This is a genomic window from Rubritalea spongiae (assembly GCF_042652385.1).
Taxonomy (GTDB): Bacteria; Verrucomicrobiota; Verrucomicrobiia; order Verrucomicrobiales; family Akkermansiaceae; genus Rubritalea; species Rubritalea spongiae.
On record NZ_JBHSJM010000001.1, the window covers coordinates 190,168 to 202,577 of the forward strand.

Annotated in this window: 20 protein-coding genes and 1 tRNA gene; 6 read left to right on the forward strand and 15 right to left on the reverse strand. The window is 50.5% G+C overall.

Features of this window, described 5'->3' with window-relative positions; translation table 11 throughout:
* Nucleotides 1-7 precede the first annotated feature (7 nt).
* A complete protein-coding gene (locus tag ACFPK9_RS01040) occupies nucleotides 8-1,585 on the reverse strand; it encodes a SulP family inorganic anion transporter (RefSeq protein WP_377092651.1) in 1,578 nt (525 codons plus the stop codon).
* A 273-nt stretch (nucleotides 1,586-1,858) separates the two neighbouring features.
* On the opposite strand from ACFPK9_RS01040, the gene ACFPK9_RS01045 reads away from it, so the two are divergent.
* A tRNA-Arg gene (locus ACFPK9_RS01045) sits at nucleotides 1,859-1,935 on the forward strand.
* 267 nt (nucleotides 1,936-2,202) lie between these two features.
* Here ACFPK9_RS01045 and ACFPK9_RS01050 read toward each other — a convergent pair.
* The 14 genes from ACFPK9_RS01050 to ACFPK9_RS01115 all read right to left on the reverse strand — a co-directional run bounded on the left by ACFPK9_RS01050 (nucleotide 2,203) and on the right by ACFPK9_RS01115 (nucleotide 9,942).
* Entirely contained in the window at nucleotides 2,203-2,541 is a 339-nt protein-coding gene (locus tag ACFPK9_RS01050; RefSeq protein WP_377092652.1) for a hypothetical protein, read from the reverse strand.
* A 15-nt stretch (nucleotides 2,542-2,556) separates the two neighbouring features.
* On the reverse strand, nucleotides 2,557-3,075 hold the full coding sequence (locus ACFPK9_RS01055) for a hypothetical protein (RefSeq protein WP_377092653.1): 519 nt from the start codon (nucleotides 3,073-3,075) through the stop codon (nucleotides 2,557-2,559).
* A 301-nt stretch (nucleotides 3,076-3,376) separates the two neighbouring features.
* The gene (locus ACFPK9_RS01060) at nucleotides 3,377-4,021 is read right to left on the reverse strand and encodes a DUF3164 family protein (protein WP_377092654.1); all 645 of its coding nucleotides are present in this window, start codon (nucleotides 4,019-4,021) and stop codon (nucleotides 3,377-3,379) included.
* 28 nt (nucleotides 4,022-4,049) lie between these two features.
* The gene (locus ACFPK9_RS01065; protein WP_377092655.1) at nucleotides 4,050-4,268 is read right to left on the reverse strand and encodes a hypothetical protein; all 219 of its coding nucleotides are present in this window, start codon (nucleotides 4,266-4,268) and stop codon (nucleotides 4,050-4,052) included.
* A gap of 2 nt (nucleotides 4,269-4,270) precedes the next feature.
* Nucleotides 4,271-4,576: a hypothetical protein gene (locus ACFPK9_RS01070; RefSeq protein ID WP_377092656.1), complete on the reverse strand. Its 306-nt coding sequence runs from the start codon at nucleotides 4,574-4,576 to the stop codon at nucleotides 4,271-4,273.
* 22 nt (nucleotides 4,577-4,598) lie between these two features.
* Nucleotides 4,599-5,663 (reverse strand): AAA family ATPase, encoded by a 1,065-nt coding sequence (locus ACFPK9_RS01075; protein WP_377092657.1) that lies wholly within the window; start codon nucleotides 5,661-5,663, stop codon nucleotides 4,599-4,601.
* 15 nt (nucleotides 5,664-5,678) lie between these two features.
* Nucleotides 5,679-7,718, reverse strand: coding sequence for a hypothetical protein (locus ACFPK9_RS01080; protein WP_377092658.1), 2,040 nt, complete (start codon nucleotides 7,716-7,718; stop codon nucleotides 5,679-5,681).
* Between the two features lie 11 nt (nucleotides 7,719-7,729).
* Nucleotides 7,730-7,975, reverse strand: a complete 246-nt coding sequence (locus ACFPK9_RS01085) for a hypothetical protein (RefSeq protein WP_377092659.1) — start codon at nucleotides 7,973-7,975, stop codon at nucleotides 7,730-7,732.
* Complete coding sequence (locus ACFPK9_RS01090) at nucleotides 7,975-8,733, reverse strand: hypothetical protein (protein WP_377092660.1); 759 nt, start codon at nucleotides 8,731-8,733, stop codon at nucleotides 7,975-7,977. The genes ACFPK9_RS01085 and ACFPK9_RS01090 overlap by 1 nt, the downstream gene beginning before the upstream one ends.
* Nucleotides 8,734-8,761: 28 nt before the next feature.
* Nucleotides 8,762-9,013: a hypothetical protein gene (locus ACFPK9_RS01095; RefSeq protein WP_377092661.1), complete on the reverse strand. Its 252-nt coding sequence runs from the start codon at nucleotides 9,011-9,013 to the stop codon at nucleotides 8,762-8,764.
* 8 nt (nucleotides 9,014-9,021) lie between these two features.
* A complete protein-coding gene (locus ACFPK9_RS01100) occupies nucleotides 9,022-9,216 on the reverse strand; it encodes a hypothetical protein (protein WP_377092662.1) in 195 nt (64 codons plus the stop codon).
* 22 nt (nucleotides 9,217-9,238) lie between these two features.
* Nucleotides 9,239-9,454: a sigma-70 RNA polymerase sigma factor region 4 domain-containing protein gene (locus ACFPK9_RS01105; RefSeq protein ID WP_377092663.1), complete on the reverse strand. Its 216-nt coding sequence runs from the start codon at nucleotides 9,452-9,454 to the stop codon at nucleotides 9,239-9,241.
* Between the two features lie 54 nt (nucleotides 9,455-9,508).
* Nucleotides 9,509-9,736: a Clp protease/crotonase-like domain-containing protein gene (locus ACFPK9_RS01110; RefSeq protein ID WP_377092664.1), complete on the reverse strand. Its 228-nt coding sequence runs from the start codon at nucleotides 9,734-9,736 to the stop codon at nucleotides 9,509-9,511.
* Nucleotides 9,733-9,942 carry a hypothetical protein gene (locus tag ACFPK9_RS01115; RefSeq protein WP_377092665.1) on the reverse strand — a complete coding sequence of 70 codons (210 nt, stop codon included), beginning with the start codon at nucleotides 9,940-9,942 and terminating at the stop codon, nucleotides 9,733-9,735. Before ACFPK9_RS01115 ends, ACFPK9_RS01110 begins: the two co-directional genes overlap by 4 nt.
* A gap of 106 nt (nucleotides 9,943-10,048) precedes the next feature.
* Here ACFPK9_RS01115 and ACFPK9_RS01120 point away from each other — a divergent pair, with 106 nt between their 5' ends.
* The 5 genes from ACFPK9_RS01120 to ACFPK9_RS01140 all read left to right on the forward strand — a co-directional run bounded on the left by ACFPK9_RS01120 (nucleotide 10,049) and on the right by ACFPK9_RS01140 (nucleotide 12,261).
* Complete coding sequence (locus ACFPK9_RS01120; protein ID WP_377092666.1) at nucleotides 10,049-10,738, forward strand: helix-turn-helix domain-containing protein; 690 nt, start codon at nucleotides 10,049-10,051, stop codon at nucleotides 10,736-10,738.
* Between the two features lie 13 nt (nucleotides 10,739-10,751).
* Nucleotides 10,752-11,315 carry a hypothetical protein gene (locus tag ACFPK9_RS01125; protein ID WP_377092667.1) on the forward strand — a complete coding sequence of 188 codons (564 nt, stop codon included), beginning with the start codon at nucleotides 10,752-10,754 and terminating at the stop codon, nucleotides 11,313-11,315.
* Between the two features lie 30 nt (nucleotides 11,316-11,345).
* Complete coding sequence (locus tag ACFPK9_RS01130) at nucleotides 11,346-11,603, forward strand: hypothetical protein (RefSeq protein WP_377092668.1); 258 nt, start codon at nucleotides 11,346-11,348, stop codon at nucleotides 11,601-11,603.
* Nucleotides 11,578-11,985, forward strand: coding sequence for a hypothetical protein (locus ACFPK9_RS01135; protein WP_377092669.1), 408 nt, complete (start codon nucleotides 11,578-11,580; stop codon nucleotides 11,983-11,985). Before ACFPK9_RS01130 ends, ACFPK9_RS01135 begins: the two co-directional genes overlap by 26 nt.
* Nucleotides 11,986-12,087: 102 nt before the next feature.
* Nucleotides 12,088-12,261: a hypothetical protein gene (locus ACFPK9_RS01140; RefSeq protein ID WP_377092670.1), complete on the forward strand. Its 174-nt coding sequence runs from the start codon at nucleotides 12,088-12,090 to the stop codon at nucleotides 12,259-12,261.
* The last annotated feature ends 149 nt before the right edge of the window (nucleotides 12,262-12,410 follow it).

Genomic DNA, 12,410 nt, shown 5'->3' on the forward strand with positions numbered 1-12,410 from the left:
CTCAGCGTTATGCTTTCTCCGCGCGTAAGTTGGCTACGGAATAAGCAGGGTCATCAGGAAGTACTTCAATGTCTACCAGGGTTCCCGCGCGTTTGATCATTTGGCGACAATCGGGTGAGAGATGGCGCAGACGTAGTTTCTTGCCAGCTTTGCGGTAGCGTTCAGACATGGCGTGGATTGCTTCGATGCCAGAATGATCGCTGATGCGTGCTTTTTCGAAATCAATGACGATGGTTTTCTTGTCACTTTTTGCTTGGAAATTATCGGAAAAATCGCTGACCGAAGCGAAATAGATCATGCCTTCAACAGCGTAGACGCGTTCATCTTCGGTTTCTTTCACGACTTCTACCATGACGTGCTGCGAGCTTTTCACTGCAAAAACGAGAGCTGAGAGGAGGATGCCTACCAGAACACCAATAGCTAAGTTGTGTGTGATAACTGTGACTGCAGTCACTACGGCAATCACGAGAATGTCAGCATTCGGCACCTTGCCGAAGGTTTTAAAGGTAGACCATTCGAAGGTGGCGATAACGATCATGAACATCACTCCAACCAGTGCAGCGATAGGGATATTTAGAATGAGCGGCGAGGCAAAGAGTACGAAGATGGCAAGGGAGAGAGCTCCGACAATGCCTGAGGTTCTTCCACGACCGCCGGACTTCATGTTGAGAAGTGATTGTCCAATTGTAGCACAACCACCCATGCCGCCGAAAAGACCTGATGCTATATTGGCTGCACCTTGTGCGAGACACTCACGGTTAGATTTGCCGCGGCTTTCGGTGATTTCATCAATGAGCTGGAGTGTGAGCAAGGATTCAATGAGACCAACGAGAGCGATGCTAATTGAGATCGGGAGGATGGCTTTAAAGAATGCCCAGTCCCAAGTGATTCCAGATAAGTCAGCTGGGTTAGGGAAGCTTGTGGGAATGGTAGAAGAGCCTGTGCGCTCCATCAAGACGTCTCCTACGGTACGGCCGTCGATGCCAGGAATGAAGTAGGCTGCTAGTCCAACACCTGCGATGGCTATAAGCGAAGGCGGGACTGCTTTAGTTAGCTTTGGCAGGAATATGATGATACCCATGGTTGCTAGTATAAGCCCAAGCATCATATAGAGAGGTGTCCCAGTAAGCCAATTGTCTTGGCCATCGACAAAAAATGTCAGTTGTCCTAGGGCGATCATAATAGCAAGACCGTTGACAAAGCCCATCATGACGGGATGGGGGACGAGCCGAATCAGGCGCCCCATTTTTAATAGTCCCATAATGGCTTGGATTACCCCTGCGAGCATGAGTGAGACGAAGAGATATTTGTAGGCCATAGCTTCCCCACCAGTAGCTTCCCCGAGCTGAAATGCTTTTGCTGCTACTGTAGCGATAGCACCAGTAGCTCCACAGATCATTCCTGGGCGTCCACCAAATGCGGCAGTGATGAAGCCGACGAAAACAGCAGACCAGATCCCGACATCGGGACGTACACCAGCGATGAAAGAGAAGGCGATAGCCTCAGGGACCAAAACGAGCGAAACAGTGAGACCTGACAGGAAGTCGTTTTTGAGTGTGCCTCGCTTTTTTTGAAATTTAAACATAGTAGAATTAGTTGCTTGGCCGTGAACTACTGGGGAATGCCAGCACACGCAACTCTGAACTGATAGCATTTCTATCTGAGGATTAAGAACGGAAGGTAAATCTTGAGATGATCTGAGTACTTAGGGTTAACTACTTGCTAAGCTTAGCGAAGGATTTAAGCGTTTATTCTTTGATAGAAAACTAAGTTTCAGCTTGCCATTTACACACGGCAGCAGTAACAAATCCCCGCTGCCTCTGCCTCCACTGCGGGGGTGGCACTTTTTTCATAATGCGCTCCCTTAGCTCAGCTGGATAGAGCACCGGATTTCTAATCCGTAGGTCACAGGTTCGAATCCTGTAGGGAGTGCCATTATAAGTAAATTTATTTGGGGTCTTGAATAAGGACAGGAGGGTTTGGAAAGGGTGAAGGATGGCGAAGGATGCCGAAAAAGCCCTAAGCTGGGGCGATGGGGGAGATTCTAGGCCGAAAACTGTGGCTGAATCGATTTTGGAAAGATCTGGCCTAAAAGGGGGATTTGGACAGAGGTTTTGGAAACTTTAGGGAGTTTTTGAGTGGGCTGCAATGGATTTGCAGATGTGCTGCATGAGGTGTGCCTCGGGCGGATGTCGGAGGTGATCATGCTGTGTGGCGGGCGTGGTAGCGTTTGCGGATGGCTGTGACGCGTTTGGCGAGTTCTTGGGTGGCGTGGTCGAGTTTGGCCATGACCATTTCGAGTTCGGCGATGGTGCAGTTTGTGATGTGTTTGTATCCTGGTGTGCCTTGGGCGGAGATGATGAGTCCGTCGCTCTGGTTGGCGAGTGAGCGGATGGTGCGGGAGTGGAGTCCGAGAGCGGTGGTGATGGCGCTTGAACTTTGCCAGTCGGCCTTACCTTTGAGCCAGGATACGAGGGTGTTGAGCTGCTGGGTTTTGGTGGCGCGTTGGGCGAGGCTGAATTTGAGTTCTTGTTGTTCCATGGGAGGTGGTTGTTTTTATTTGAGGGCTGCTTTGCGAATGCGTTCTTTGAGTGTGATGAGGAGTTGTTGGAGTTGTTTGGTGGTGAGGGTGTTTAGGTGTTTGAGGTTTGGGTTGGCGAATTTGTTGCGGGCGATGGCGATGACGTAGCCGAGTTTGAATTGTGTTTGTTCGGCGAGTGCTTGGTGGATGAGGTGGAGCTTGCGTTGGCGCTCTTCTGGGGTGTCGAGTGGGTCGGAGTGGTCGGTTGCTGGCTGGGAGCGGAGGTGGTCTGTGAATGCTTTGTCGTCGAGGCCGAGGATGGAGTTGAAGTGGGCGCGTAGTGGGAGAAAGTCTTTTTGTACGCATTTGGTGAGGGAGGATTCTCCGGTGGCTTCGGCTTGTTCGCGTCTGCGCCAGTTGGCGAATTGTTTTGATTTGGTGTCGCCTGGTGCGTCGATGAGGTCGAGGTCGTAGAGTTTGTCGAAGCCTTGGCGCGCGAGTTGGGAGAGCATGGCTTTTTGCTTTTTGCTGAGTGGGTGATAGGCGGAGGACATGGGGATTGAGTGTTGAATGTTGAGTTTTAAATGTTGAATGGATCGGGAAGATTGAGAGAAGAAAGCCCCGGCTTGCGGGGCTAGTTGTGTGTTAAGATTCGGTGATGTGTGGGGGTGCGTTTTTGCTCTGTGAGCATTGGCATTGTCCAGTACGTGGACCTGTTTCTGTGGTTAGTAATCCACCGCAGCTTTCGCATTGAGGAATAGTTGGTTTGCCTGCCATAGATCTTAAAAAATTCCATGTGTTGGCTTGTCCTCTGGCAGAATTGCCAGGCTTAATAGTGATGTTCTTGCTCATGACTTAGAGGGCGGAGAATTGGAGGGAGATATCTTGCCATTTGCCATCGCCTGAGCGGCGGTAGAGGCGGCAGTAGAGGGCTGATCCTGTGACGTGCTGACACTCGTCTAGTTTGTCGAATTCGTTGATGAGTTCTGTGTCTCCAAGGTCGCGTACTTGGCGTCTGGCTTTAGCTAAAAGTTTAGGGTCGTATTCCATCTTGGAGTTCTTAACGAGAAGTCCGTCGAGGATGGAATACATAGCCTTATTGCGTTCACTGAATTTGGCCTTAAAGATATCGCGAATCGCATTGATATGGACAATGGCTTCAGGGGTGAACTCGAAGCGCTCTTGGCGATCGATTACGACCTTAATGGTGTCGGCTTCATTCTTCAGGGTGAAGCTCTTGGTTGGCTTTGGTTCTTTGCCGGCGATTTCGTACATTCGCTCGTAGAGTTCGTTGGCTGAGGAACAGGTGGCCTCTTTCAATGATTTGAGGAGCTTATGGAGTTCGTCGAACTTCTGAGCAGTGGTTTCGCAGAACACTTCTTTGTTCTTACGATATTGTTTTTTTACTTCGGCTGCTTTGGACTCTTTGGCCTTACGCTTTTGCTCCAGAGCGGCGGTGAGCTGCTCTTCGGTTAGATCATTAAGATTGATTTTCGACATGGTTTTTGAGTGTTGAGTTAGTTGCTAGTTACTTGGGAATGGGTTGCCATTCGGTGATGTTTAGTTTGTGGTTTAGGAGGATATCGTCTGCGTCGTACCAGGCGTTTGTGACTTTGTCGTAGTATGCGATTAGTGGTTGTTTGTTTTCGGTTCTAGCTAGGACGGTGAGGAAGTTTTTTGGGAGGAGTTCGGAGGTTTTACGCCAGCCTTTTTTAGGGGTTGGTTTGGGTGGGGTTGATTGAGCCATGATTAGTGCCAGGAGATGATGATGGTGTGGATGTTTAGAGTGTGGTCGAGTTCGCCGGTGGGTGTGGTGTTGGGGTCTGGTAGTCGTTCGTAGCGGGTGTGGTAGCCGAGTGTTTTGAGGTGTTTAAGGAGGTCGTGGATGAGTTCGTTTGAGAGGTTTAGGAAGGCGTCGCTGCGTGGGATGGAGGTGTGGGAGCTACCATGTTCGGCGGCGTCTTGAATGATCTGGAATAGTTCTTCGAGGGGCTGTTTGAGCTTTTCGAAGGTGCGGGATTTTTGGGTGGTTTGTCTTGCTTTGGCTGCGTTCATGGTTGTGGTGTTTTTGAGTGGATTATTTGTCCTTCTTTCTGCCGAGGCGGGTGAGGGCGTTTTGGGTGGTTAGAAAGTGGTCCCAAGTGAGGGCTTTTTCCTGTTTGTGGGCGAGGCGGGATGCCGCCTGAAGAGTTTTAACGAACTTGCCGAGACCGTGGTAGTGGACGATGTCTTTGACGGCTGATGCAGCCTTGCCTGTGGGGAGTCCGAGGTCGTAGAACTCGAAGAACTTTTCGAGATCGGCTGGGAGAGGTTTATCTTCGAGCTGGATGTGGGCGGTTCCTCGGTTGAGGAGCTGTGCGAGCATCTTCTTGTGTTCACCGCTCATGAACTCGTCTCGGAGTACGTTTGTGCCGCAAAGAATGAGGCCACACTTGGAGCGATCATAGAGTTCGCGGATGAACTCTAGCGCCTTTACTGCTGCGCCTTTTTGGTAGGTGGAAAAGACCAGATGAAGTTCATCGATAATGAGAGTATTGGAGTCATCAAGTGCGCGGAGAATGCGCTCGCGGATCTTGGTGTAGCAGGAGTTGGGGGAGATTCCCATGGCTTTGGCAATTTCTTGGACAACCATGAGGATTCCAGAGGCGGCAGGGATGCGGACATAGATGGTCTGGCCGTGGTTGTTGCGGCGCTGGTATTCTTCGAGTGCTTCGGTTTTGCCGATCTGGTTTTCGCCCCAAAGGAATACGACGGACTGAGAAGCAATGGCGAAGTCGCACGCTTCAAAGATGCGCTTGGTGAGCGAGGTTTCGATGAAGTCTGGTCGCTCGATGGATTGGCGTTTTTCGTAGAGCGAGCGGAACTGGGTTATAGCCTTGATGATTGAGTCGAGCTTGGCTTCGTAAGTCCCTTTGAAAACCTTGTGGAGAACGGTGGGCGAGTAGCTGATGCGCTCTGCAGTTTGCTTGAGCGTCCATTGGGACTGCTTGGCAAGCTGGAAGAGCCAGCGGATTTCTTTTTTCTCGGTGTCGCTGAGGTCGCGGGTGGCCTTGACGATCATTTCGTAGGAGAACTGGAGGTATTGATTGGATGCTTCCAGTTTGTTTTCTTTCTTGTCGTTGTTGTCTTTATCTTTGCTCATGGCTTTTTGGGAAATTTAAGTTAGGTCGGAGAGTGAGATGTCATCGTCTGATGCCATTGGCGCAGGTGTCTCAGTGCGCTCGGAAATGGCGCTGAAGGTTTCGTGGACTTCGTGTTCATCGAGGGCGTTTGCTCGGCGGGTGTTAGACCCTATTCTGCCACCTTCGGAGCGACGTTCGTGTGCAGTGACTAGCTCTCCATTAGCCACTCGGCGATTATGTTCGCGGCGCTCTTGGATTTCCTGAGCATCGGGTGCGTGGCGATTGCGGAGTGATGTGAGTAGTTGTGCTTTACGTTCGGCGGCTTTACCGAAGGATGCTTGCAGGGCGGTTGTATCTGCGCTGCAGACGCGTTGCTGGCGTGGTGCAATACCGAGGCAGCGGAAGTTCATGTCGCAGATGAAGAGCTGGTCTGGTGCGAATGGGTTGGCGTAGACCTGGTATTCTTTCCCGTGTTCGAGTTCTTGGAAGTTGCCTTCTGTGGTGCGAATGCGGGTGGAGTAGTTGAGTGGCTCGGCATCGACAGCGGAGTCTGTGAATGTGATGTATGAGCTGGTGATCTTCCGTTTTTTTGCGAGGTCTTTGCCGAGGATATCGCAGATGAGGTAGGGTTTGACCGGTTGGATCTGGTCGAGTCCAGATTCCCAGACTTCGGCAGGTGAGAGCTTGCGGGTGCGTGTCCACTTTTCTGGTTCTTGGCGCGCTGCTGAGGATATGAGTCCGAAGGTTTCGTCTGGGATTTGTTCGAGCTGCAGCCATTGTTCGGAGCCGGGCATGAGGGTGTACTCGGTCTGGACGAATCCGCATTTGTGCCAGCCTTCTAGGTTGTGGTCTGTGCGACCGTTGATAGCGTCTGCGTAGAGGTCATTGAGGAGGGGGAGGAACTGTGAGTGAAAGTCGATGACGGGGTGCTTGAGGAGTGCTGCGCGTTCGGCTGGGAGGTTTTTTATGACCTTGAGGAGTTGTTCTTGCTCACGGGTGATGCCGTGGGTCATTTCTGGTTCATTGCGGTCGTGTCCGGTCTGGCCGATGAGCATTCCGAGTTCGTTGTGGATGAGGTTGTGTAGTGATTCGAGTGAGGCTTTATGTCTGGGGTTGCCGCCGCCACGTCCAGCGTAGTGGCCGAGGACGGCTTGCTGCTTGCCAGAGATGCCTGAGAAGGAGAGCTGTATGAGGGGGGAACCATCTGGGCGGGTGCCATAGTCTTCGATGATTCTGGCGACTTCTCCTGAGACGGTCATGGTTCCGTTCTCGAGGACGAGTGTGGTGCCGAGCTGGTGGTTGATGCCGTGGTCCCAGAGGACACCGGCTACGAAGAGGCGGGCTTCAGCTTCGGTGATGTTTTGTTTGCCTTTTCCGCCGTCTTTACGGAGGCGAGGTTTGGCGGCGTAGGCGAAGCGGCATCCTGAGAGGACGTCGAGGGCTCCGAGTTCGATGACGCGGGTGAGTTCTGAGCCGCAGCGGACGTAGTTGTCATGCCATACGTCATCGAACTGGTAGAATGCACCGGGCCAGAGTCCTACGCGGGTGGAGTAGACCATGGGCATGTATTTGGCAGCGGCTTTGATGCCGTGACGCATGGCGGTGAGTTCGAGTTTATTGGGTGAGATGCGGTTGAGATTACGATAGCTCCAGCCCTGTGGGAGGGATGGCCAGTCTGGTAGGTCTGTATAGCCAGGTATTTCTTCTTTGTTACGCCACATGCGGATGAGGTGGCGGTAAGCGGCCTTGGTGGAGCGCTGGTTACGCTCGCAGAGGAGTTTCCAGAACTGCTGGAATTCTGGGTTCTTAGTGCGGCATGTGGTAGGGGTGTGAGCACTTTTTCTGGAGTCGATGAGACAGCGCCAGTCGTTTGTTTTCTTAATGGCGTAGTATTTGGTTTTGACTGTAGAGGGGGTGACGCCAACGGAGCGGGCGACAGTGGCAAACCATTGGGTGATCGGCTTAGTGATGGGGTGGGATTCAAACGCTCTGAGCCATGCGCGTACGCCGTCACGCTGCTCCATAGTGAGCTGGGCAAAGTCTGGGCTGTTTGGTTCTGGAGTCGTTAGAAACATGGGTTGTGTGGTTAGTTGATATTTAATTCTTCGCGGAGTTGTCTGCGGACGCGGCGTGCGGTTTCGAGGGCTTGTTCTTTAGTGGTGTGGTAGATATTGCCTTGGCTGTTGTTGATGGGGATGCCTGCTAGGTAGGCGACATGGAATGTGTGGAAGTCACCATCGCGATAGAGTGTACGAGTTCTGGTGGAGACGCGTTTGCTTCTCGCCATGCGGTACTTACGTTCCAGAGGAGTGAGCGTGGAGATAGAGTGCATTATTTTAGGAATGGTTTAAGGATGTCTCGGTAGGCTTGAAGTGCCTGATCGAGCTGCTCTAGTTCGGTGCGTTCGAGGTAGGTGTGTTTGTTGAGTTTAAGGAAGTCATCGAGTGGTTTGAGTGTGGGGATGATGGCGGCTTTGGCGTCTTGGCGTTCTAGGTCTATGTCTGGCGCTGTGGGCTCTGAGGCTTGTTGGTTGTCGCTCTTTGCAGTGGAGCCTTTGGTGTTGCGGTTTTCGTGGATGGTGACTCGCTGTGGGGTCTTGATGACTTCGAGCTCTAAATAGAGTTGGCGAAGGCTTCCGAATCCTTGCAGTGCGTTTGCGAGGTTGGAGCAGGTGTCTTGCAAGTCCTGCTTGTTCATCTTTGAGGGCTGTTCATTTGGAATGAGTTCAGGGTTTATTCCGTCAATGAGCCCTTCACGAGCGCATTTGATGACTTTGATGTATTTGGTAACGGTCTTGTGAGAGTATTCACAGTTTTCAGAGACCCATTGCTTCCAGTTGATTTTTGGTGAACCATTACGTGATTGTGGTTCACCTTTTTGTTTTAGCTCTTTCTGGATGTGGTCGAGTTCAAGTCCGCAGAGTATGGTTGCGACTAGACTCACAACCTTTGCTTGCTCTTGAATTTTCTCTCCTTTGGTAGCGAGGTTGTGGAAGTGGTTGTGGGCGGCTTCGGTGGGGAGCTTGTGGAGTTCAGACTCGATATTGAGAGCGAGTTCGCTGGGGTTTGGTAGTGTGATGGTTTTTGGCATTGTTTTAATGTGCGTGTTGAACGATCTGCTAGATTCGGTTGTCTCTTTTCCAGTTGTTGCGATGTTGTTGGGCGCGGCGTTGTTCTGCATCTTTTCGGATGAGGTAGATGGAGTGGGCGCACCAGCCGAGTGAGAGGAAGAGCACCCAGGCGATGTGGAGGATGAGGTGGGCGTTTAGGTGTTCGGCTGGGAGGGTGCTGAAGGTTTTTGCTAGGAAGTGCTCTCCGATGAAGTAGGCGGCGAGGAGGATGACGAGTTCGATGTAGATTTTGAGGTGCATGGTAGTTTTCAGTTGGCAGTTTTTTGTGGGGTTTGTTTGCGTTTGCGGAAGCTGGAGACGATGGCTTGTCGGCGGGCTTCTTGGCCGGTTGGGAGGCCACGGCTTTTGAGGAAGTTGTCGCAGGCTCGGCTGACGTCTGAGGAGAGTCGGCGGGAGTCGAATGTGTGGTCGGAGTCGGTGGTTTGGATGGCTGGGGTGTTCATTTGTGTTTAGTTGAAGTGGTTGTTAGGGGGTGATGTCTTGGGGGAGTCTGTGTTTGAGTTTGGCTAGGGCGCACTGCTGGCGCTCGTGTATGGCTGAGGTGGAGCAGCCACAGAGGTCTGCGAGTTCGGCGACAGTCCAGCCACCTGGCTTCTGCGTCTCCATGGAGGAGAGGATGGCCATGACGGCGTCGATTCGCCGGCTGGTGGGGAGATGCTCAAGTGGGTGTGGGTCGGACATTTTAGAAAGTGGGCAGTTTTCAGACCAACGCGATGAAGCGCTGGGGGGAGTGGGCTAGTTTTCTAGGAGTTGGTTGAGTTTGAGCTGTGATTGTTGGTAGCTGAGGAGAGCTTCTGAGGTCTGTTTTGCTTGTTCCCATATTTTAGATCCTTCAGGGAAAAGGTTCATGATGCCTTGTTGGATCATGATGCGTTTAGCTACTGGCATAGTTTCAGCTGCTTCTAGTGCGGTGATGGCTACTAACTGTGCTGCTTCTAAAGCTAAGGAGTTATCGGAGTTCATAGTTCTAAGGCTTCTCGGATACGGAGGGTAATTGCTGGGTATGTGTTGTGGTTGATGGATAGGTTGGTTGCTGTGAGTGAGGCTTTGACGCGTTTTGCGAGATCGGACTGAGTCCAGCCGCGTACGGCGAGCTGAATACGAACCTCTTTAGGATTGAGTTCAGTAACGGGATTAGGGGCGGTTTTTTCTTGTGCAGCGTGAGACATCTGATTAACTGAATAAAACTTTGTTAAGTAGAAATTAAACAAAACGTCTAACTCTGCAAGCAAAAATGTTAAACAATTAGACAAAATTTAGACAAAATTTAGACAAATGAATAGTAAGCAGCCACTTAAAGAACGCATCTTTTCTGTCAAAGGGAGGCTACAAATACGAAACAAAGAGGAGCTAGCTAAGCGTTTAGGCTGCTCTAGGCCTATGCTTTACCTGTACGAAACGGGACAGAACGAACCTCCTACTGAGTTTTTGAGGAAACTAGCGGAGTTAGAGGCAGAGGCTGGAGTTAGACAAACGACAAGTGGTGATGTTAAGCTGCTTAACAGTGCTGCGAATTTGTCTAATCAGTCAGCGCCTATGATAAGTGATGAGGGCGGGTTTTACAGAACGTCTACGAGCTGCAAGGTGATTCCGATCGTTGGTTGGGCGCATGCTGGGAATCCGTTTAACTATGAAGAACTGCCGGAGAGCTGGCGGGAGGAGATTTCGACGCACTGCCGCGACAACAATGCGTATGCGGTACGGATCGAGGGAGACTCGATGGAACCGAGGTTCTATGATGATGACATTTTGGTAGTTATGCCAAGTGAGGCACCGCACTCAGGCTGCTTTGCTGTGTGCAAGTTTGCCGATGGTGGTGTGTCATTTCGACGGGTAGAGATCGAATTAGATACAGTACGATTAATACCGCTGAATGTTCGTTACCAGATTACGGAGCATGCGAAGGAAGATTTTGAATGGATATACCCTGTGTTCGAGAGACGGACACTTTTATGGAAAGCTTAACCCCCTAGAAAAAATGAAAATTAAAGTATTATTGTTGTGTGTGAGTGCTGTCATGAACCTCTTGTGTTCGGCCGATGAAGTGACTGAGACGCATGCAAAAGTCGTTAAAGATATGGCTGAGCTAGTAACTCCCATGACAGAACGTTGGAAGAAAATGGAGATCGCCTTGCAGCAGGTAGAAACCCTTGATCTTGAATCTATTTTTGGTGAAGAAGAGTCTTCTGTGCTAGCTAGGAAAGCTTTTGAGTCGCGTCTTAGATTGGCTCGAACTCGCTTACTGATCATGCATAGTTTAGGGTCAGCCATACAGGCTTATGGTCTAGTTATGGATGATCCACGTAGGTATAACACAGCAAAAGTATTGATAGACGAGGTGCTGGAGATGCATGACGAAAACATTATGTCGCTGCTCTCTGCTAATCATTTAGAACGAGCTTATAGAGTAAACTATGAGCATGCTGACTCTGAATATGTGAAGACCTTACAGTATGCAGAAGCTCGCTTCGATGAGGTGTTAGAGGGGTTTGAGGAGATAGAGCCTCCGATGATAGAGCTGCTTAAAGCCGCGAATCAATAGAGGGGGAGACTTCCCCGAAAAGATAAATTTATGAAAAAAATGAAAAACACATTACCATTATTCCTTGCTGCATGTGTGACTGCAGTAGGGGCTATTGTTGGTACTGAGAATGTAACGGCGGCACATATTGAACCGCGTGAACATGTGATTTATGCTGAAGAGAAGACTCACTGGATCACTAACTCAAGTGGAATTAGGCATAACAAAAGTTGCAGATACTATAGAAATTCAAAAGGTAGAGCATGCACTAAGAACGAAGGACGTGCCTGCAAGAAGTGTGGTGGTTAGGGTTGTTCTTGTTCTGCTGGGGCTCAGTTCTTTAGTGGGGGCTGGGAAACGGCAGCAGTATGAAGCTTGGTATCAAGCGAAGGCGGCAGCGGAGCTAGGCGGCAAGACGGAGGTTTCCGTTGTGAATGGTCGTGTGGACATTCTAACGGACACACATGCCATCGAGGTGGAGTTTGCTGATAAGTGGAAAGAAGCGATAGGCCAGGCTTTATGGTACTCGATGCAGACTAACAAGAAGGCTGGAATAGTCCTTATTCTTGAAGACTCGGAGAAGGATTACATGCATGCTGTAAGGTTAGAGTCTGCTATCAAACACGCTAAGTTAGATATGAAAGTGTGGCTATGGCCGAATGATTTCACCCCTCAACAGGACAATGAGTAAAGAAATTCCACCACCGCCAGATAAATGGAAGAATACGACTGAGTATGTGCGCTGGTTGATGGAGTGGTATTGGCCGGGGCAGTAACGCTGATAGTTGAAGTTATGAAGTTGACGAAGCGTCAGCAAAAGAGGTTAGAGATTTTGGGTGATTTCAGAGCTGGTCGTATCACGCATGACGAGGCGCTGAAGTTGCTGCAAAAAACTGGGATTTCCAAGGTGGATGCTGAGCACCATTTGTTTATTCAGGCTGGCGGCCGCGACTTGGTGGAGGAGTGAGAGGAGGATGATTCCCCCCCCTCAACAGGGGGTTGACTGATAGAGGGGGAATTTAGTTAGATGTTAGATGTCCGCAAGGACACCAACAAAATACAAAACACACATGAGGGGCGGCTGTATGGCCGCTCCTCTTTGGGTTTAAGCTGACG